The following is an 18,960-nucleotide window of genomic DNA, read 5'->3' as shown; positions in this document are numbered from 1 at the left end:
CACATGACCAGTCCCAAGCCCGCCGCCAAGCGTTCGCTGGCCGGCCGGTTCGACGCCGAGCGTATCCTGCTCGGCCTGGCCGCCCCCGTGCTGGCCGTGCTGCTGTCCGCGGTGATCTGCATCATCCTGCTGGCGATCTCGGGCAAGGACCCGTTCGGCGCCTTCCAGGTGATGTGGGACTACGGCACCGCCTCCGACGGCCAGGTGCTGACCCTCAACCGGGCCACCGTCTACTACATCGCCGCCGCGGCCGCCGCCTTCGGCTTCCGGATGAACCTCTTCAACATCGGCGTCGAGGGCCAGTACAAGCTCGGCATGATGTTCGCCGCGTACGTCGGCAGCCAGGTCGACCTGCCCTCGTTCATCCAGATCCCGCTGCTGCTGGTCACCGCGATGATGGTCGGTGGCCTGTGGGCGTCGATCGCCGGTCTGCTCAAGGTCTACCGGGGCGTCAGCGAGGTCATCTCGACCATCATGCTGAACGCCATCGCCACCGCGATCGTCGGCCTGCTGCTCGTCCCCGGCATCTTCGCGCCGAAGACCGGCGGCGGTTCCAGCAACGCGATCCAGACCGCGCCGGTCTCCGAGTCCAGCCACTTCTTCAGCATCGAGACCGCCGGCGGCACCCTGTGGGGCTTCCTGTTCCTCGCGATCGCGATCGGTGTGGCCTTCCAGTTCACCCTGAACCGCACCCGGTTCGGCTTCGACCTGCGCGCCACCGGCCGCTCCGAGAGCGCCGCCAAGGCCTCCGGTGTGAACGTCAAGCGCATGGTGATCACCGCCATGGCGGTCTCCGGCGCCCTGGCCGGCCTGATCGGTCTGCCGGACCTGCTGCAGAACTCGTACTACTTCGGCCAGAGCGTCCAGCCGGGCCTCGGCTTCATCGGCATCTCGGTCGCCCTGCTCGGCCGCAACAGCCCGATCGGCATCGCCTTCTCGGCGCTGCTGTTCGCCTTCCTCGACGTCGCCGGCAGCAGGCTGCCGCTCCGCGGTGACTACCCGCAGGAGATCGTCCTCGTCATGCAGGGAACCATCGTCATCTGCGTCGTCGTCGCCTACGAGCTGGTCCGCCGCTACGGCCTCAAGCGCCAGCAGCAGAAGGTGGGCGCCGAGCTCGCCGCCCAGGCCGCGGCCGCCAAGAAGGAGGTGTCGGCGTGAGCACGGCCACCACTGCCCGCCAGAAGCCGGCGGGCGCGCCCGCCAAGAAGTCGAAGCTCACCTGGCCGGTCGTCCTGCTGCTGATCGCCGGCGCCCTGCTGCTGTTCGCCGCCGTCGGCGCGGCCACCGGCAACCACGGCCTGACCGCCTCCGGCCAGGTCAGCGCCGCCCTCGGCTCCGCCGTCCCGATCGCGATGGCCGGTCTCGGCGGTCTGTGGTCGGAGCGCGCCGGCGTGGTCAACATCGGTCTCGAAGGCATGATGGTCGCCGGCACCTTCTGCGGCGCCTGGGTCGGCTACCTGGTCAACCCCTGGGTCGGCCTGCTCGCCGGCATGGCCGGCGGTGCCCTCGGCGGCCTGCTGCACGCGCTGGTCACGGTCACCTTCGGCGTCGACCACATCGTCTCCGGCGTCGGCATCAACCTGCTGATCCCCGGCATCTGCGCCTACGTGAACCGGATCTACTACAAGGACTACGTCGCCGCCGGTGCCGGCGCGAACCAGTCCCCGTCCGCGGAGTCGCTGCCCCAGATCACCATCCCGGGGCTGTCCACCGGCCTGCGGGACATCGAGAACCACCACTGGTTCCTGGTCTCCGACGTCGCCGGCATCCTCGGCGGCCTGGTCACCAACCTCTCGGTGGTCATCGTGATCGCCGCCGCGCTGCTGGTCGCCAGCTACTTCGTGCTCTGGCGCACGGTGTTCGGCCTGCGGCTGCGCTCCTGCGGTGAGAACCCGACCGCGGCCGAGTCGCTGGGCGTCAACGTCTACAAGTACAAGTACATCGCGGTCATCGCCTCGGGCGCGTTCGCCGGTCTCGCCGGCGCGTACCTCTCGCTGGTCGCGGCGCACTTCTACAAGGACGGCATGACCCAGGGCCGTGGCTTCATCGGCCTCGCGGCGATGATCTTCGGCAACTGGATGCCCGGCGGCCTCGCCATGGGCGCCGGTCTGTTCGGCTTCACCGACAGCCTCCAGCTGCGCGACGCCGACAACGTCCACGTGCTGCTGCTGATCGTCGCCATCGCGATGTTCCTGCTCGGCCTGTGGCAGCTGTACCGCCGCAAGTTCACCACCGCGACCATCAGCGCCGCGGTCGGCGGCGGCGTGGCCCTCTGGTACGCCCTGACCGACTCGGTGCAGCGCCCGCTGATCGTGGCCACCCCGTACGTGATCACCCTGGTGGTGCTCGCGCTGGCCTCGCAGCGGCTCCGGCCGCCGAAGGCCGACGGCCAGATCTACCGCAAGGGCCAGGCGAAGTGACCACCGGGACACCGGCGCCCGACTGGGAGCGGCTGCGGGAGGCCGCGCGCGGGGCGATGTCCCACGCGTACGCGCCGTACAGCAAGTTCCCGGTCGGGGCCGCGGCCCTGGTCGACGACGGCCGCACGGTGGTCGGCTGCAACGTGGAGAACGCCTCGTACGGCATCGGCCTGTGCGCCGAGTGCGGGCTGGTCTCGGCGCTGTACGCCTCCGGCGGCGGCCGGCTGGTGGCGTTCACCTGCGTGGACGGCGCCGGCGAGCTGCTGATGCCCTGCGGCCGCTGCCGCCAGCTGCTGTACGAGCACGGCGGGGCCGAGCTGCTGGTCGACCTGCCCTCCGGGGTGCGGCCGATGAGCGAGCTGCTGCCGGACGCGTTCGGCCCGGAGCGGCTCTAGTCGTTCGTCTTGTTACGCGCGTAGAGTGTCGCGGGAGAGTAGATCTCTCGCGGCACTCTTCGCTTTCTCCCCGCACGTCCCGAACCACCCCCCTTGGAGTACCCATGGACGCCCCCTCCGTCATCAGGACCAAGCGCGACCGCGGAGAGCTGACCGACGCCCAGATCGACTGGGTGATCGACGCGTACACCCGCGGGGACGTGGCCGACGAGCAGATGTCCGCCCTGGCCATGGCGATCCTGCTGAACGGCATGAACCTCCGGGAGATCAGCCGCTGGACCGACGCGATGATCCGCTCCGGCGTCCGGATGGACTTCTCCGCCCTCGGCGTGCCCACCTCCGACAAGCACTCCACCGGCGGTGTCGGCGACAAGATCACCCTCCCGCTGGCCCCGCTGGTCGCCGCCTGCGGCGTCGCCGTCCCGCAGCTCTCCGGCCGCGGCCTCGGCCACACCGGCGGCACCCTGGACAAGCTGGAGTCCATCCCCGGCTGGCGCGCCCTGCTCTCCAACGACGAGATGATGCGGGTGCTGCAGGACACCGGCGCGGTGATCTGCGCCGCGGGCGACGGCCTGGCCCCCGCCGACAAGAAGCTGTACGCGCTGCGCGACGTCACCGGCACCGTCGAGGCCATCCCGCTGATCGCCTCCTCGATCATGTCCAAGAAGATCGCCGAGGGCACCGGCTCCCTGGTGCTGGACGTCAAGGTCGGCTCCGGTGCCTTCATGAAGAACCTGGCCGACGCCCAGGAGCTCGCCCGCACCATGGTCGGCCTCGGCACCAACGCCGGCGTCAACACCGTCGCCCTGCTCACCGACATGTCCACCCCGCTCGGCCTCACCGCCGGCAACGCGCTGGAGGTCCGCGAGTCGGTCGAGGTGCTGGCGGGCGGCGGCCCGGCCGACGTGGTCGAGCTGACCCTGGCGCTGGCCCGCGAGATGCTCGCGGCCGCCGGCGTGCACGGCAAGGACCCGGCCGACGCGCTGCGCGACGGTTCGGCCATGGACCACTGGCGCCGCATGATCGCCGCGCAGGGCGGCGACCCGGACGCCGCGCTCCCGGTCGCCAAGGAGCAGCACGTGGTCACCGCCTCCGCGACCGGCGTGCTCACCGGCCTCGACGCCTACGCCGTCGGTGTCTGCGCCTGGCGCCTGGGCGCCGGCCGCGCCCGCAAGGACCACCCGGTGCAGGCCGGCGCCGGCGTGGAGATCCACGCCAAGCCGGGCGAGAACGTGACCGCGGGCCAGCCGCTGCTCACCCTGCACACCGACACCCCCGAGCGCTACGACTACGCGATCGAGGCGCTGGCCGGCGGGATCGAGATCTCCGACCCCGGTACCGGCTTCGCCCCGATGCCGATCGTGCTGGACCGCATCGCCTGACCGGCCGCGTCCCACCTGACCGGGCCGCCACCCGCCCCCTCGCCGGGGCGGGCGGCGGCCCGGCGGCGTTCCCGGGGGACCGGTCGGCGTTCCCGGGCGGCCGGTCGGGTGGGCCGGGAGTGTGCGCGGTGGTCGGCCGGGCGGTCTGCCGGCGCCCGGCGGGAAACGGAACCGGGTGCCCGGAACTGCTGTGCTATGAATGGGCGTTCGATCTACGGGGGAGTCCATGTCCTTTCCGCCGCCGCCCACCGCTCCCGGCGGGCCGTCACAGCCCGCCCAGCCGCCGTTCGGCGCCCCGCCCGGCCCCGGAGCACCCGGGGCCCAGCCGTTCCCACAGCAGCAGCCCCCGTTCGGGGCACCGCCGTTCGGGGCGGCCCCGCAGCCACCCGGGCAGCAGCCGCCCTACGGTGCGCCGCCGTTCGGGGCGGCCCCGCAGCCGCCGTACGCAGGGCCCTTCGGCGGGCCGCAGCCGCCGTACGGCGCACCCGACCCGTACGGGCCGCCGCCCGAGCGGCCGCGCCGGCTGGGGCTGAAGGTGCTGGTCGGGGTGGGCGGCACGATCCTGGGCCTGACCGCGCTGGTGGGCGGCTTGGTGGTGTACAAGCTGGCCTCCAACCCCGGCCCCGAGCCGCTCACCCCGGCCGCCTCGCCCTGGCAGACCCTCGCCGACGGCCTGACCTCGGCGCTGGCGGCCAAGGACGAGGAGGCCTTCCTCCGGCGGTTCAAGGGCGACGAGGTGCGGGAGCAGCAGCGGAAGGTGTTCCGCAACCTGGTCAAGATCCCCTGGGAGCAGGCCTCCTGGGAGGCCTCGGTGCCGGACTCCAACCACCGGATCCAGGTGGTCTTCGTCCACCAGATCAAGGGCGCGGACGTCAAGCCGGTGGGCGAGACCTACAGCTGGACCGTGGAGCCGGGTGACACCGCCCCGTGGATCACCGGGGTCGGCGGCTACCAGGGCATCGACGGCAAGGTCTCCCAGTCGAGCTACTACCCGGCGCCCTGGGACGTGTACGACAACCTGGCCGTGGAGAACCGGGACAGCCTGGTGATCGTGGCCGACCAGTCGCAGGCCGGCGAGGTCAAGCGGGACGCCGACACCCTCGCCCAGGCCGCCCGGGACGACCTCGCCGCCTGGCGCAAGAACGCCCCCACCACGGCACCCGGCAAGCAGGCCGCCGGCGGCTTCTTCGTGGTGCTGGAGAAGCGCCGCGAGGTCTACAACAAGCTGTACGCCGGCGAGGGCAAGGTGAACGACAGCCTGGAGGCCGGCGTCAACCTCTCCGTCCCCGCCTACGCGCCGACCGAGCCCGGGAAGCGCGAGACCGGCGGCTCCCGGATCGTCATGGACACCTCGCTCTCGCGCTTCACCATGGACGACTGGAAGCTCGGCGTCACCGACATCGGCCGGCACGAGATGGGCCACGCCATCGTCGCGCCGCTGCGGTCCTCCCCGGGCTACAGCGCCGGTTCCCGGGGCACCCAGTCCTGGGTGGCCGAGGGCTTCGCCGAGTACATGGCCACCCGCGGCAAGGACGACATCGCCAAGCAGGAGGCCCAGGCGACCCTCAAGGGCTACACCTTCGACGGCCGGCTGCCCGAGGAGCTGACCTTCTACTCGAAGGAGTCGAAGGACCGCTCCGCGCACTACGTGCTCGGCGGGATGGCGCTGCGGTACATGGGTCAGAAGTACGGCGAGGCCAAGGTCTTCGCCTTCGTCGCGGCCCACTACAACGAGCCGGACAAGCTGCGGGAGCAGATCACCGAGGCGACCGGGCTGAGCCAGGAGCAGTTCGAGAAGGAGTGGTCGGCCTGGGTCCGCTCCTCGGTCCCCGGGATCCGCTGAACCCGCCCGCGACGGGAGGCCGCCACCGACGGGAGGCCCGTCGGTGGCGGGCCCCGGTCACGCCGCCGGCGCCGCCAGCCCCGTACGGCGGGCCACCACGGCCCGGCGGGTGGCGTAGAGGGTGACCCCCGCGGCCAGCGTCATCGCGCCGAGCCCGACCGCGGCCGCACCCTCCCAGCCGGTGGAGTGGTACGCGTCGGCGCCGATGGTGCCGCCGAGGCTGTTCCCCAGGTAGTAGGCGATCAGGTACAGCGCCGAGGCCTGGGCGCGGCCCTCGGTGGCGGTCCGGCCGACCGCGGAGGAGGCGGTCGCGTGGCCGGCGAAGAAGCCCGCGGTGATCAGGACCAGGCCCAGCAGCGCGGTCACCAGCGAGTCGCCCAGGGAGAGCAGCAGACCGAGCGTGGTCACCCCGATCGCCACGTACAGGGTGCCGCGCCGTCCGAGCCGCCCGGTGAGCCGGCCGGCCGAGGCGGAGGAGACGGTGCCCACCAGGTAGACCACGAAGATCGAGGCGGCCACCGACTGCGGCAGCCCGAACGGCGCGGCGGTCAGCCGGTAACCGACGGTGGTGTACACGGCGCCGAACACCGCCATGAACAGCAGGCCGAGCGCGTACAGCCGCAGCAGCAGCGGGTTGCGCAGGTGGCCGGAGACCGTCCGGGCGAGGGCGCGGGCGTCCACCGGCGCCGGCCGGAAGTGCCGCGCGGCGGGGACCAGCAGCCGGAACGCCAGCGCGGCCAGCAGGGCGAGGCCCGCCGAGACCGCCAGGCCCCAGCGCCAGCCCCAGACGGCCGCGGCCCAGCCGGAGACCAGCCGGCCGCTCATCCCGCCGATCGAGTTGCCCGCCACGTACAGGCCCATGGCGGAGGCCAGCGCCCGGGGGTGGACCTCCTCGGCGAGGTAGGCCATCGCGGTGGCGGGCAGGCCGGCCAGCGCGGCGCCCTGGACCACCCGCAGCGTCACCAGGGTGGGCAGGTCGGGGGCCAGCGGCAGGGCCAGGGCCAGCACCGAGGCGGCCACCATGGAGGCGGTCATCACCGTGGTCCGCCCGTACCGGTCGGAGAGGGCGCTGGCCGGGAGCAGGGCCAGGGCGAGGCCGAGGGTGGCGGCGGAGGCGGTCCAGCTGGCCTGGCCCGGGGTCAGGTCGAGGTCGGCCGAGAGGATCGGCAGCAGGCCCTGGGTGGAGTAGAGCAGGACGAAGGTGGCGACACCGGCCGCGAACAGGGCGAGGTTGGCGCGGCGGAACGCGCGGTCGCCCGGGCGGAGCCGGCGGTCGGCGGACTCCCCGGTGGTCTCACCGGCAGGGCTGCCGGCGGAGATGCTGGCGGAGCTGCCGACGGGGCTGGTCGGGGCGTCAGGGGACGGCTGGGCGAGGGCATCCGGCGAGTTCACCGCGGATGCCCCGGTACTGGAGGGCTGCATGGCACCGACGGTAGGGGCGCCGCGGTTGATGCGTCCAATGCATGAGTGGGGGATTATTCATGCCGTGACGTATGAGAGCAGCTCGCAGCCCACGCGCCCGGCCGAGCTGGGTCCGGAGGCGGATGTGGTCCGGCTGGCGCCGCAGCTGGCCGAGTTCGCCGCCGTGGCCCGGCTGGAGCACGTGACCCAGGCGGCCCAGCTGCTCGGCATGCCGCAGCCGACGCTGTCACGGGCGATCGCCCGGCTGGAGGCGGAGCTCGGGGTGGACCTGCTGGCCCGTCAGGGCCGGGCGGTCCGGCTGACCAGGGCCGGCCGGCTGCTGCTGGGGTCGGTCGAGCGGGCGCTCGCCGAGCTGGAGCGCGGCGCCGAGGCGGCCCGGGCGGAGGCCGACCCGGAGGCCGGCCGGGTGGCGTTCGGGTTCCTCCACACCATGGGGACGGACGCGGTGCCCGCCCTGCTGCGCGGGTTCCGGGCCGGGCACCCGCGGGTCCGGTTCCAGCTGGTGCAGGACTACGTCGCGGCGATGCTGGAGCGGCTGCGCGCCGGGGAACTGGACGTCTGCCTGGTCTCCCCGCTGCCGAACGCCCCGGACCTGGCCGCCCGGCCGCTGGACGAGCAGCGGTTGCACCTGGCCGTCCCGGCCGACCACCGGCTGGCCGGGCGGCGGCGGATCCGGCTGGCGGAGGTGGCCGAGGAGCCGTGGGTGGCGGTGGAGGAGGGGTACGGGCTGCGGATGATCACCGACGGCTTCTGTGCCGAGGCGGGCTTCGTCCCGCGGATCGCCTTCGAGGGGGAGGAGGCGGAGACCCTGCGCGGGCTGGTCGCGGCCGGGCTGGGGGTGGCACTGCTGCCGCCCGCCCTGGTGCCCCGGCCCGGGGTGGTGGAGCTGGAGGTCACCGCGCCCCGCACCCGGCGGGCGATCGGGCTCGCCTGGGTGGCCGGCCGCCCGCTCACCCCGCCGGTGGCGGCCTTCCGCGACTTCGTGCTCTCCCGTCGCGGGCGGCTCCTCGACCACGATTGACCACCGACCGGCCGCGACCGGCCAGGCCCGGCCTCGACCGACCGACCGGCCAGGCCCGGCCAGGCTCGGCCGCGATCGACCGGCCGGGCCCCGACGCGTCCCCGCCCACCGGGTGCGACGGGCTCGCCGCGGATCGTGTCCGACCGGCCGGAGCGGTCGCCCGGGCGGTGCGGAACGCCGGATTCCGACCGCGTGGCGGTTAGCAATCTACGCGCGTAGGAGCTACACTCCGGCAATGGAGAAGCAGACCCTCGCCGCCGCGGCCTCCACCGGCCCCCGCGTGCCCACCGCCGACCAGATCCGCCGCGCCCCGAAGGTGCTCCTGCACGACCACCTGGACGGCGGACTGCGCCCCGAGACCATCGTCGAACTGGCCGCCGCCTGCGGCTACGAGAACCTCCCGACCACCGACCCCAAGGACCTGGGCGAGTGGTTCCGCGAGGCCGCCGACTCCGGTTCGCTGGTCCGCTACCTGGAGACCTTCGCCCACACCTGCGCCGTGATGCAGACCCGTGAGGCCCTGATCAAGGTCGCCGCCGACTGCGCCGAGGACCTGGCCGCCGACGGCGTGGTCTACGCCGAGGTCCGCTACGCCCCCGAGCAGCACCTGGAGGCCGGCCTGACCCTCGACGAGGTCGTCGAGGCCGTCAACGAGGGCTTCCGCCTCGGCGAGGCCAACGCCCGTGCCGCCGGCCACCGGATCCGGGTCGGCGCGCTGCTCACGGCCATGCGCCACGCCGCCCGCTCGCAGGAGATCGCCGAGCTGGCCAACCGCTTCCGCGACCAGGGCGTGGTCGGCTTCGACATCGCCGGCGCCGAGGCGGGCTACCCCCCCACCCGCCACCAGGCCGCCTTCGACTACCTCAAGGGCGAGAACAACCACTTCACCATCCACGCGGGTGAGGCCTTCGGCCTGCCGTCGATCTGGGAGGCCCTGCAGTGCTGCGGCGCCGACCGGCTCGGCCACGGCGTGCGGATCATCGACGACATCACGGTGGAGGAGGACGGCTCCGTCCGGCTCGGCCGGCTGGCCGCGTACGTGCGCGACAAGCGCGTCCCGCTGGAGATGTGCCCCACCTCCAACCTGCAGACGGCCGCCGCGGCCTCGTACGCCGAGCACCCGATCGGCCTGCTCAGCCGACTGAAGTTCCGGGTGACCGTCAACACCGACAACCGGCTGATGAGCGGGACCAGCATGAGCCAGGAGTTCGGGCACCTGGTGGAGGCCTTCGGCTACACCCTGGGCGACATGGAGTGGTTCAGCGTGAACGCCATGAAGTCCGCGTTCCTGCCGTTCGACGAGCGCCTGGCGATGATCAACGACGTCATCAAGCCGGGCTACGCGGAGCTCAAGGCGGAGTGGCTGTTCGCCGCCGGCTCCTGACCGGACCGGATGGGCATGGGGCCGTCGCCGAAGGTCCCATGCTCATCCGACTTATAACTCCTGTGAGTTACCTGCCTTTGATCCCCCTTCGACGAACTCACTACGGTGTGCCAGTCACTGCTGACAGGGCGTAGCCGCGGCGGTCCCTCCGGGGCGGCCGCGTGCGGCCACTGACGATGAGTCGAGGGACCAAGATGAAGCAGGCCACTCTGAAGACCGCCGGTACGGCCGTGCTCGGTGTCGCGATGGCCGCCGCCGCCGCAGGTTCCGCCGCGGCGGCCGCGCCGGGCGGGATCGGCGGTCCCGCCACCATGCTGACCAACGGCGCGCTCACCGGTGCCGCGACCGGCGCCCTCGGCAAGGTCCCGGCCACCGCCCCGGTCACCGAGGCCGTGGGCAACCTGAACCCGGCGGCCGGCAAGCCCGCGCAGTCCGCCCCGGCGCAGACGGCCCCCGCCGCCCAGGCCGCGCCCGCCGCCGCCCCGGCCACGGAGGTGCCCGCCGCCGAGGACGCCCCGGCCGGCGCCACCCGGGTGGGCGGCCTGGAGTCCGTCCCGGGCGGGCAGGGCCTGGCCAAGACCCCGGTCGGCAGCCTGACCGGCACCCTCACCAGCCTGAGCCCGACCGGTGGCGGCGCCCCCTCCCTCCCGGGCCTGGGCGGCTGACCGTCGCAGGCAGAGGCCGGAGGGCCGCCACCCGCACCCGCGGTGGCGGCCCTCCGGCCTCTGTCTGCTGTCCGGTACGCCGCTGGCGCCCCCGGCGCCCCGGCCCCGGGTCGGTCACGGCTCCTGCGGGAGCAGCAGCCAGAGGGCCAGGTAGATCAGGAACTGCGGACCGGGCAGCAGGCAGGAGGCGAGGAAGATGATGCGGACGGTCCACGGCGTCATCCCGAAGCGTCGGGCCAGGCCGGCGCAGACGCCGCCGATGACGCGGTCGTGACGGGGACGGGCGAGGCTGCTCATGACGACTCCGAAGTCTCTCGGCCCGGTGCCGGTCTCTCCGGTGGGCATGACTCCATCCTCGGCGCGGCGGGCCCCAAGAACGTCAGCCCCGATGCCGATCCCCGCCCCCGGGGTCTCACCGGGCCGGCGGAGCCCCTCCTCGGGGTCGGCTCAGGGACGACCCCTGAGTCCGGGGCCCGGACGCGGGGCCCGGCGGGGATGGTCGGACAAGCCTCAGAGCTGCGGCCGGGCCGCGGCCAGCGCGTACGGGCGGGTCTCGCCGCGCTCCCGGCGCACCCGGGGGCGGGACAGCTGGAGCAGCCCACGGACCGCCGGGGCGAGGGTCAGGTGCCCGAGGGCGGCGCCGAGCGTGCCGAGCAGGATGTCGTCCACGTTGAGCACGTGCCCGGGCGACCAGCCGCCGAGGATCTCGCAGCCGGTGGCCAGCAGGGCCGAGCAGCCCAGGGTGCGCAGCAGCGAGGGCAGCCACGGGGTCCGCAGCCGTCCGCCCACCAGCGGCAGCAGCGCCCCGAACGGCACCAGCGGCAGCAGCCCGGCGGCGAGCTGGCGGACCACGGCGTGACCGCCGTCGGCCAGCGCCCGGTCGACCGAGGCGAGCGGGGTGAGGTTGGCCGGGTAGGTCCAGCTGACCGGCACCGGACGGAGGGTCAGCCAGCCCAGTGCCAGCAGGTACAGCGCCAGCAGCACCCGGCTCACCGCCTTCAGCGGGCGGGAGACGCGGGGCGCGGGGTCCGTCCGGTCGGACGACGGGTTCCCGGTCGCGTCGACGGCGGACTCGGCGGACTCGGCAGGCGTGGTGGTGCCATCTCGGTGCACACAGCGCAGGACGCCGGGCGGGCGGCGGACGGTTCCGCCGCCCCGCTCCGGCGCCCCGCTCACGGGCAGCGGGTGTCGGACGGGGTCGGCGTGGGCTCGGCCGAGAACAGGCCGGCCGTGCTCGACGCGTTCACCGAGGGCGCCGCGGCACTCCCCGTGGCCCCGGGCGCGCCGGTCGCCTTGCCGCCGGCGGGCCTGCTCGGTGCCGCCGGAGCCGGGGTGGGGGCGGCGGTGGCCGCCGCGCTCGGCACCCGCACCGGACCCGGGCAGGCGGTCCGGCTGGCGGGCGGACCCGCGTCCACCGGGACGGCGGTGGGCCGGATGCCGCAGCCGGTCAGCGCGGCGAGGGCGAGGACCGCGGCGGCCGCCGCGGGCAGGGCACGACGGGCGCGCCGGTGCCGAAAGCGACGAGCGCGGAAGCGAGCGCCAGCGAGCGCGGGAGCGTGGGGGCACCTCCCGGCCGCCAGGCTGGGGGAGAGTGTCGGCGCCGGATCAAGAGCGCCCGGCGGTGAGGGGGGAGTGACAGCGGCGCTCACCGGCCGGCCTCCTTGTCGGTCGGCCCGCCGCCGGGCACCGGCGGGCGCAGCGGCAGGGTCAGGGTGAACACGGCCCCGCGCTCGCCGTTCGCGGCGGTGATGGTGCCGCCGTGGATCTGCGCGTTGGCCATCGCGATGGACAGCCCCAGGCCGCTGCCCTCGGACCGGGCCCGGCCCTTGTCGGCCTTGTAGAACCGGTCGAACACGTGCGGCAGCACCTCCTCCGGGATGCCCGGCCCGCTGTCCGACACCCGGACCACCACCTGCTCGCCCTCCTGCCGCAGCTCGACCCGGACCGGGGAGCCGCCGTGCTTGAGCGCGTTGCCGATCAGGTTGGCGAACACCACGTCCAGCCGGCGCGGGTCCACCGTGGCGAGGATCCCGCGCGGGGTGTCCACCTCCACCGCGTCGTACCAGGCCCGGCCGTCGATGCAGGACATGATCAGGTCGGCTATGTCCACCTCGTCGGCGACCAGCTTGGCGGTGCCCGCGTCGAACCGGGTCACCTCCATCAGGTTCTCCACCAGGTCCGACAGCCGCCGCGTCTCGCTGACCACCAGCCGGACCGCCGGCTCGATCATCGGGTCCAGCGCGTCCGCCTCGTCCTCCAGGATGTCGGTCACCGCGGTCATCGCGGTCAGCGGCGTCCGCAGCTCGTGCGACATGTCGGCGACGAACCGCCGGCTCTGCGCCTCCCGCGCGCTCAGCTCCGCGACCTGCTCCGAGAGCGAGGCCGCCGCGCGGTTGAACGTCCGTGCCAGGTCGGCCAGTTCGTCACCGCCCTCGACCTCCAGACGGGTGTCCAGCTCGCCCGCGCCGAGCCGCCGGGCCGCCTCGCCCAGCCGCTTCACCGGACGCAGCACCGTGGACGAGGCCGCCTGCGCCAGCAGCGCCGAACCGATCAGCGCCAGCAGCGTGGCGATCGCCAGCGACCAGCCCAGGGTGTTGAGATCGGCCCGCTCGTTCTCCAGCGACTTGAACATGTACGCGGTCGGCCCGGTCGGCACCACCCGCGTCCCGCCCACCAGGTACGGCCCGTCCAGGTTCACCCGCTGCCAGTACAGGTGGTACGCGTACGGGTTGGTCGGGCCGGTCTCCCGCGGCGTCGCCACCGTACTGCGCAGCGACTTCGGCACATGGCCCACCGTGAACCGGGACGGGTCCGAGGAGGCGGTGCACTCCGGGTGCGCCTCGTCGGTCACCACCACGTCGTAGTTCAGGCCCGAACTCGCCACCTGGACCGCGAGATTGGCCAGATCCTCACAGGTCGCGCCGAGCGGCAGGGCGGAGGCGTTCCGGGTCAGCGAGACCCGGAAGTCGTTCAGCGCGGTGTCCTGGGCGCGCTTGAGCACCGCGTCGCGGTTCAGCCAGTAGGCGATCCCGGACACGGCCACCGCGGTGATCAGCGCGACCGCGGCGAACACCGCGATCAGCCGAACCCGGAGCGAACGGAGCCGCCGCCGCAGACCGGAACGCCGGCGCGGCGGGGTGAACTGGTCAGTCAACAGGTCTCACAGACAGGAGGCACAGCGGAACGGAGGGATCACGCGGGCGGGTCGAGCCGGTAGCCCACCCCGCGCACGGTACGGATCAGCGTCGGCGCGGAGGGGACCTCCTCCACCTTCGCCCGCAGCCGCTGCACACAGGCGTCCACCAGCCGGGAGTCGCCCAGGTAGTCGTGCTCCCACACCAGCCGCAGCAACTGCTGCCGGGACAGCGCCTGACCCGGCCGGCGGCTCAGCTCCAGCAGCAACCGCAGCTCGGTCGGCGTCAGTTGGAGATCCAGGCCGTCCTTGGTCACGGTCATCGCCGACCGGTCGATCACCAGGCTGCCGTACGTCGAGGAGTCCGAGCTCTCCCGCTCGCCGCGCCGCAGCACCGCCCGGATCCGGGCGTCCAGCACCCGTGGCTGCACCGGCTTCACCACGTAGTCGTCCGCCCCCGACTCCAGGCCGACCACCACGTCGATGTCGTCGGAGCGCGCGGTCAGCAGGATGATCGGCAGCTGGTCGGTCCGCCGGATCCGCCGGCAGACCTCGAAACCGTCGATCCCGGGCAGCATCACGTCCAACACGATCAGATCCGGACGTTGCTCCTTGAAGAGCTTCAAGCCGTCCTCGCCGGAGGACGCGGCGGCCACACGGTGGCCCTGGCGGGTGAGGGCGAGTTCGAGCCCGGTCCGGATGGCGTCGTCGTCCTCGATCAGAAGCAGGAAAGGCACCCGCTCATTCTTCCCCACCCGGCCCGGCGAAGCACCCACCCGGGTACCCGCTGAGCGCACGGGAACCGGAACCCCGGATTCGGCCGTCCCTGCTCTGTGGTCGGCGTGTGGACGAAAGTCCCGCCCGCTGTGACAGCCCTGTGACAGTCGGCGGACCTCGCCATGACGAGCGGCGGGCAGGATTTTCCTTGTCGCCGAGAACGGCCCCGGTCAGTACCGGAGTCGCGGCGGCGGAACAACCCGCTCGTACCGACCATGGGGGTGCACGATGACCGCAACGCTCACGACCCACGCAGGGGCCCGCGACGCGCGCTCGTCGGTCGCCATCGCCCGCAAGCGGTACGAGGTCCGGACCGACGAGGTCTCCGGCTCCGTGGTCGTACGGGGGTGCGCGCACAGCGCCGGATCTCGCCGCCCGGTCGTTGCGGGCAGGGGTGGGGAGGTGTACGGGATCGGCCACAGGGGGAGCACGGCGGCCGACTCCGCCACCACCATGACGCTCCGGGGGATCTTCCCGGTGCGCGGGGGCGGCAACGCGGCGGGGGGTGCCGGTTCGGGGGAGCCGGACAGCCGCGAGGCCGCCGGGACGACACTGCTGCGCCTGGCGCCCGCGGTGTCCGAGCCGGAGCAGGGAGGCGCGCAGGGGGAGCGGTCCGACCACATCGCGGAGTTCACCGCGTACGTGCGTGAGCGCCGCGCCTCCCTGTACGCCACCGCCTACCACCTCACCGGTGACCGCTACGAGGCCGAGGACCTGCTGCAGAGCGCGCTCTTCAGCACCTACCGCGCCTGGGACCGGATCACCGACAAGGCCGCGGTCGGGGGCTACCTCCGCCGCACCATGACCAACCTGCACATCTCCGCCTGGCGCCGCCGCAAGGTCAACGAGTACCCGACCGAGGAGCTGCCGGAGACGGTCGGCGACACCGACGCGATGGGCGGCACCGAGCTGCGCACCGTGCTCTGGCAGGCGCTGGCCAAGCTGCCGGAGAACCAGCGCACCATGCTGGTCCTCCGCTACTACGAGGGCCGCACCGACCCGGAGATCGCCGACATCCTCGGCATCAGCGTGGGCACGGTGAAGAGCTCCATCTGGCGCGCCCTGCGCCGGCTGCGCGACGACGAGCAGCTCAACCGGACCGGCGACACCCAGCACGCCTTCGGCGAGCTGGTCGCCTGACCACACAGGAACTCCCGTCGGGGGACGGGTGAATGAGGCCGCCACGGCGGCCGCCGACTCGGGGGAGCGGTGGCCGACGGGGGAGACGGCGGTCTCGCGGGAAAGGGACGGGCCCGGTGCGGGGGAGACGCACTGGGGCCGTCCTTCCGCGTTCCCCGGGCGCGGCCGCCGCCGGCTCCCTCCCGGGAGGGAGGCGGCTCCCGCCCGCGCGGGACGTGCCGCCCACCCCGCCCGCGGTTGACTCTCCACTGTCGGAAGCGACGCGTGAGGGAGGGCCCGATGCGGGGATGGATCAGAAGGCTGCTGGTACCGGTGGCGGCGGCGGTGATGCTGGCCGCGCCCGGCACCCTGCCCGCCGCGGCGGCGGACGGGACCGCGGAGCAGGACGTCCGCACCGCCATCGAGCACGTGCCCGGCCTCACCGTGCTGGAGGAACGGCCCGCCGCCCCGGGCCTGAGGTTCTTCGTCCTCCAGCTGCGCCAGCCGATCGACCACCGGCACCCGGAGGCCGGCACCTTCCAGCAGCGGATCACCCTGCTGCACAAGGCCGTCGACCGTCCCACCGTGCTGTGGACCGGCGGCTACCAGGTCCCGCTCGACCCGGCCCGCAGCGAGCCGGCCACCCTGCTGGACGGCAACCAGCTCAACGTCGAGCAGCGGTTCTTCGGCACCTCCGTGCCCTCCGCCACCGACTACCGCACCCTGACCATCGAGCAGGCCGCCGACGACCACCACCGGGTGGTCGAGGCGTTCAGGTCCGTCTACCGCGGCCGCTGGATCTCCGCCGGCGGCAGCAAGGGCGGCATGGCCACCGTCTACCACCGCCGGTTCCACCCCGGCGACGTCGACGGCAGCATCGCCTACTCGGCACCGGACAACGTGGACGACCGCGAGGACTCCGCCTACCTCGACTTCCTCGCCACCGCCGGCACCCCCGAGTGCCGCGCCGCACTGCGGACCGTCCAGCGCGAGGCCCTGCTCCGCCGCGACGAGCTGGTCGCCCGGTACGCCGACCGGGCCGCCCGCGACGGCACCGGCTTCACCGTCATCGGCAGCGCCGACAAGGCCTTCGAAATCGCCGTGCTCCGGCTGCCGTTCACCTTCTGGCAGAGCGGCGGCCAGGCCGCCTGCCCGACCGTCCCCGGCACCGGCACCCCGACCGACGACCTCGACCGCTGGATCGATCGGACCGGACGGCTCACCGTCTACACCGACCGGGTGGCCCGGGATTTCATCCCGTACTTCTACCAACTGGGCACCCAGATGGGGTACTTCGATGTCGAGACCGCCCACCTGGCCGACCTGCTGCGCTACCCCGGCGCGACCGAGCCGCGCAGCTTCGTGCCGCGCGACATCCCGATGCGCCACCAGCCCGGCGCGATGCGGGACATCGACCGCTGGGTGCGGACCGCCGGCACCCGGCTGCTGTTCCTCAACGGCCGGCTCGACCCCTCGGTCGCCGAACCCTTCCGCCTCGGCCCGGGCAGCCGCGACTCCTACGTCCTCTGGGACCCGGACGCCGCCCACGCCACCCGGATCGGCGAACTCCCGGACGCCGAACGGGCCGTGGCGACCGCGACCCTGATGCGCTGGGCCGGCCTGGACTGAGGGAGACGCCCTGCCGGGAGGGTCAGCGGCGGCGCAGCCGGCGGGCCCGCCGGTACTCGCCGGCCAGCAGCCGCAGCGCGCCGGGCACCGACGGCCGCGCCGAACGGCGCAGCAGCGCCGCCGGGTCCCGGCGGGCGGCGGCCAGGGTCAGCCGGTCCAGGCCGATCAGGCCGCGGACCATCGGCCGGTTCGCCTCCGGGACCAGCTCCACCACCGCCGCACCCTCGGCCAGGGTGACCTCCGCCAGGTCCAGCGCCTCGCCGAGCAGCCCCCGCACCCCCGGCAGGTCGCGGCCCGCCTCCAGGTCCGCCCGCTCCACCCCGTGCCGCGCCAGCGCCTCGGCCGGCAGCGCGAGCCGCCCCTCGCCCAGGTCCTCGGCGAGGTCGTTGACGAAGTCCAGCCGCTGCGCGGCGTCGATGTAGGTGCGGCAGGCCGCCCGGTATGCCGTCTGATCGCCCCGGGGGCCGAGCAGCGCCGCCACCGCCATGAAGCCGGGCAGCGAGTACGCGTCCACGTAGCGCTGGTAGTCCGCCTCGGTGGCGAACCCGGTGAAGTCCAGCTCCACGGCGGCCGCGTCCAGGTACTCCGGGATCCGGTCGCGCAGCACCGGGTGCGCGGCCACGGTGTGCAGCAGGGGACGCAGCTCAGGGGCCTCGGAGCGGCCCGCGGCGAGCCCGTCCAGCACCTGCCCGCGCCACCGCCGGAACGCCTCCTCGCGGGCGCCGCGGTCGGCGGGGCCGCTGTCGAGGAGGCTGTCGGTGCGGTGCATGAACGCCGTCGCGGCCATCACGGGCGGGACCATCCGGCCCGGCAGCAGCAGCCCGGTCGCCATCGCCGCCTCCCGGCGGTACGCGGTGACCTCCTCGCGCTGCCGCCCGAAGTCCGCCCGCAGCACCGGATCGGCCACCCCGGCCGCATCCAGCGCGCGCTCCCACCAACCCACGATCCCCTGCCCCTTCGTCGTCACCTCTGTACGGCCGTGCACATCAGGGGCGCGTGGGGGCACCTGGTGGTCGGCCGGTTGCCCAGCTCAGACCAGCTCAGACCAGCGTCAGGTCCCGGTCGGCGACGGCCGTGATGCGGCGGGCGGCCTCCGGGCCGGCGCAGGCGAGGGCGCCGAGTTCGACCTGCCGGCCGACGATGCCGCGTTCGGCCCGCATCAGCCGCCACCCCCGCCGGACCAGGTACGGCACCGACTTCCGCCCCTCGCGGACGTCCCGCCGGAACCGCCGCCAGGCGGTGGTCAGCGGCCGGTTCCGCAGGCACAGGGCCTCCCCGAGCAGCCCCTCCGCCGCGCACTGCCCGGCCAGCTCCGCCGCGAAGATCCCCTCGGCGATGAAGGCGGGCGCCCCGTCCAGGTCCAGGGTGTGGGTGCCGACCCGGCCGTTGTCGGGGATGGAGTACACCGGCACCTCGGCGCGTCCGGTCTCCACCAGCCGCCGGATCGCCGCCAGGGCGTCCTCGCGGTGCCAGGACAGCGGCGAGTCCCAGTCGGTGCCTCCGCCGTCCTCGAACTGCGGCAGGGTCGGGTCGTCGCCGTCCTTGTAGAAGTCGTCGAGCTGGAGGACCGGCAGCCCGGTCCGTTCCGCCAGCGAGGACTTCCCCGACCCCGAGGGGCCCGACAGCAGGATGACGCGGGCGCGGGATATCGGGGCGCGGTTCAGCGGGGAGTCACTCACGAGACACCAGTCTGACGCATCCGGGAGCCCCGCCGAAACCGCCGGAGCGATTCCGGCGGACGTCACACCGGGAGGCGGCCGGGGGAGGCGT

At 73.9% G+C, this 18,960-nt stretch carries 17 protein-coding genes; 10 read left to right on the top strand and 7 right to left on the bottom strand.

The genetic code is table 11. The features are described 5' to 3' along the window. Positions 1 to 3 precede the first annotated feature (3 nt). The 5 genes from ABWK59_RS14140 to ABWK59_RS14120 all read left to right on the top strand — a co-directional run bounded on the left by ABWK59_RS14140 (position 4) and on the right by ABWK59_RS14120 (position 6,040). On the top strand, positions 4 to 1,158 hold the full coding sequence (locus ABWK59_RS14140) for an ABC transporter permease (protein ID WP_354640936.1): 1,155 nt from the start codon (positions 4 to 6) through the stop codon (positions 1,156 to 1,158). Continuing rightward, complete coding sequence (locus ABWK59_RS14135) at positions 1,155 to 2,420, top strand: ABC transporter permease (RefSeq protein ID WP_354640935.1); 1,266 nt, start codon at positions 1,155 to 1,157, stop codon at positions 2,418 to 2,420. Before ABWK59_RS14140 ends, ABWK59_RS14135 begins: the two co-directional genes overlap by 4 nt. After that, positions 2,417 to 2,815, top strand: coding sequence for a cytidine deaminase (locus ABWK59_RS14130; protein WP_354640934.1), 399 nt, complete (start codon positions 2,417 to 2,419; stop codon positions 2,813 to 2,815). Before ABWK59_RS14135 ends, ABWK59_RS14130 begins: the two co-directional genes overlap by 4 nt. A gap of 104 nt (positions 2,816 to 2,919) precedes the next feature. Continuing rightward, positions 2,920 to 4,197 (top strand): thymidine phosphorylase, encoded by a 1,278-nt coding sequence (locus ABWK59_RS14125; protein WP_354640933.1) that lies wholly within the window; start codon positions 2,920 to 2,922, stop codon positions 4,195 to 4,197. A 226-nt stretch (positions 4,198 to 4,423) separates the two neighbouring features. Beyond that, positions 4,424 to 6,040, top strand: coding sequence for a hypothetical protein (locus ABWK59_RS14120; RefSeq protein ID WP_354640932.1), 1,617 nt, complete (start codon positions 4,424 to 4,426; stop codon positions 6,038 to 6,040). A 57-nt stretch (positions 6,041 to 6,097) separates the two neighbouring features. Here the strand turns inward: ABWK59_RS14120 and ABWK59_RS14115 are convergent, their stop codons facing one another. Further along, a complete protein-coding gene (locus tag ABWK59_RS14115; RefSeq protein ID WP_354640931.1) occupies positions 6,098 to 7,462 on the bottom strand; it encodes an MFS transporter in 1,365 nt (454 codons plus the stop codon). 64 nt (positions 7,463 to 7,526) lie between these two features. Here ABWK59_RS14115 and ABWK59_RS14110 point away from each other — a divergent pair, with 64 nt between their 5' ends. The 3 genes from ABWK59_RS14110 to ABWK59_RS14100 all read left to right on the top strand — a co-directional run bounded on the left by ABWK59_RS14110 (position 7,527) and on the right by ABWK59_RS14100 (position 10,532). Continuing rightward, complete coding sequence (locus ABWK59_RS14110) at positions 7,527 to 8,483, top strand: LysR family transcriptional regulator (protein WP_354640930.1); 957 nt, start codon at positions 7,527 to 7,529, stop codon at positions 8,481 to 8,483. Positions 8,484 to 8,718: 235 nt separating this feature from the next. Further along, positions 8,719 to 9,867: an adenosine deaminase gene (locus ABWK59_RS14105; RefSeq protein ID WP_354640929.1), complete on the top strand. Its 1,149-nt coding sequence runs from the start codon at positions 8,719 to 8,721 to the stop codon at positions 9,865 to 9,867. A gap of 194 nt (positions 9,868 to 10,061) precedes the next feature. Next, positions 10,062 to 10,532: a hypothetical protein gene (locus ABWK59_RS14100; protein ID WP_354640928.1), complete on the top strand. Its 471-nt coding sequence runs from the start codon at positions 10,062 to 10,064 to the stop codon at positions 10,530 to 10,532. A 114-nt stretch (positions 10,533 to 10,646) separates the two neighbouring features. On the opposite strand, the gene ABWK59_RS14095 is transcribed toward ABWK59_RS14100, so the two are convergent. The 4 genes from ABWK59_RS14095 to ABWK59_RS14080 form a co-directional block, all read right to left on the bottom strand. Further along, a complete protein-coding gene (locus tag ABWK59_RS14095; RefSeq protein ID WP_354644949.1) occupies positions 10,647 to 10,829 on the bottom strand; it encodes a PspC domain-containing protein in 183 nt (60 codons plus the stop codon). 213 nt (positions 10,830 to 11,042) lie between these two features. Beyond that, complete coding sequence (locus ABWK59_RS14090) at positions 11,043 to 11,708, bottom strand: VanZ family protein (RefSeq protein ID WP_354640927.1); 666 nt, start codon at positions 11,706 to 11,708, stop codon at positions 11,043 to 11,045. Between the two features lie 469 nt (positions 11,709 to 12,177). Next, entirely contained in the window at positions 12,178 to 13,686 is a 1,509-nt protein-coding gene (locus tag ABWK59_RS14085; protein ID WP_354640926.1) for a HAMP domain-containing sensor histidine kinase, read from the bottom strand. A 38-nt stretch (positions 13,687 to 13,724) separates the two neighbouring features. Continuing rightward, positions 13,725 to 14,402 carry a response regulator transcription factor gene (locus ABWK59_RS14080; protein WP_354640925.1) on the bottom strand — a complete coding sequence of 226 codons (678 nt, stop codon included), beginning with the start codon at positions 14,400 to 14,402 and terminating at the stop codon, positions 13,725 to 13,727. Between the two features lie 268 nt (positions 14,403 to 14,670). On the opposite strand from ABWK59_RS14080, the gene ABWK59_RS14075 reads away from it, so the two are divergent. Then, positions 14,671 to 15,582: a SigE family RNA polymerase sigma factor gene (locus tag ABWK59_RS14075; RefSeq protein WP_354640924.1), complete on the top strand. Its 912-nt coding sequence runs from the start codon at positions 14,671 to 14,673 to the stop codon at positions 15,580 to 15,582. Between the two features lie 279 nt (positions 15,583 to 15,861). Next, positions 15,862 to 17,190, top strand: a complete 1,329-nt coding sequence (locus ABWK59_RS14070; RefSeq protein WP_354640923.1) for a S28 family serine protease — start codon at positions 15,862 to 15,864, stop codon at positions 17,188 to 17,190. 22 nt (positions 17,191 to 17,212) lie between these two features. Here ABWK59_RS14070 and ABWK59_RS14065 read toward each other — a convergent pair whose 3' ends face one another. Continuing rightward, on the bottom strand, positions 17,213 to 18,133 hold the full coding sequence (locus tag ABWK59_RS14065; RefSeq protein ID WP_354640922.1) for a phytoene/squalene synthase family protein: 921 nt from the start codon (positions 18,131 to 18,133) through the stop codon (positions 17,213 to 17,215). A gap of 97 nt (positions 18,134 to 18,230) precedes the next feature. Then, positions 18,231 to 18,869, bottom strand: coding sequence for an ATP-binding protein (locus ABWK59_RS14060; RefSeq protein WP_354640921.1), 639 nt, complete (start codon positions 18,867 to 18,869; stop codon positions 18,231 to 18,233). Between the last annotated feature and the right edge of the window lie 91 nt (positions 18,870 to 18,960).

The sequence above is a fragment of the Kitasatospora sp. HUAS MG31 genome, from assembly GCF_040571325.1.
GTDB classification, from domain to species: Bacteria; Actinomycetota; Actinomycetes; order Streptomycetales; family Streptomycetaceae; genus Kitasatospora; species Kitasatospora camelliae.
Note: the sequence above shows the minus strand (reverse complement) of the source record. Positions and strands in the feature narration are given on the sequence as shown.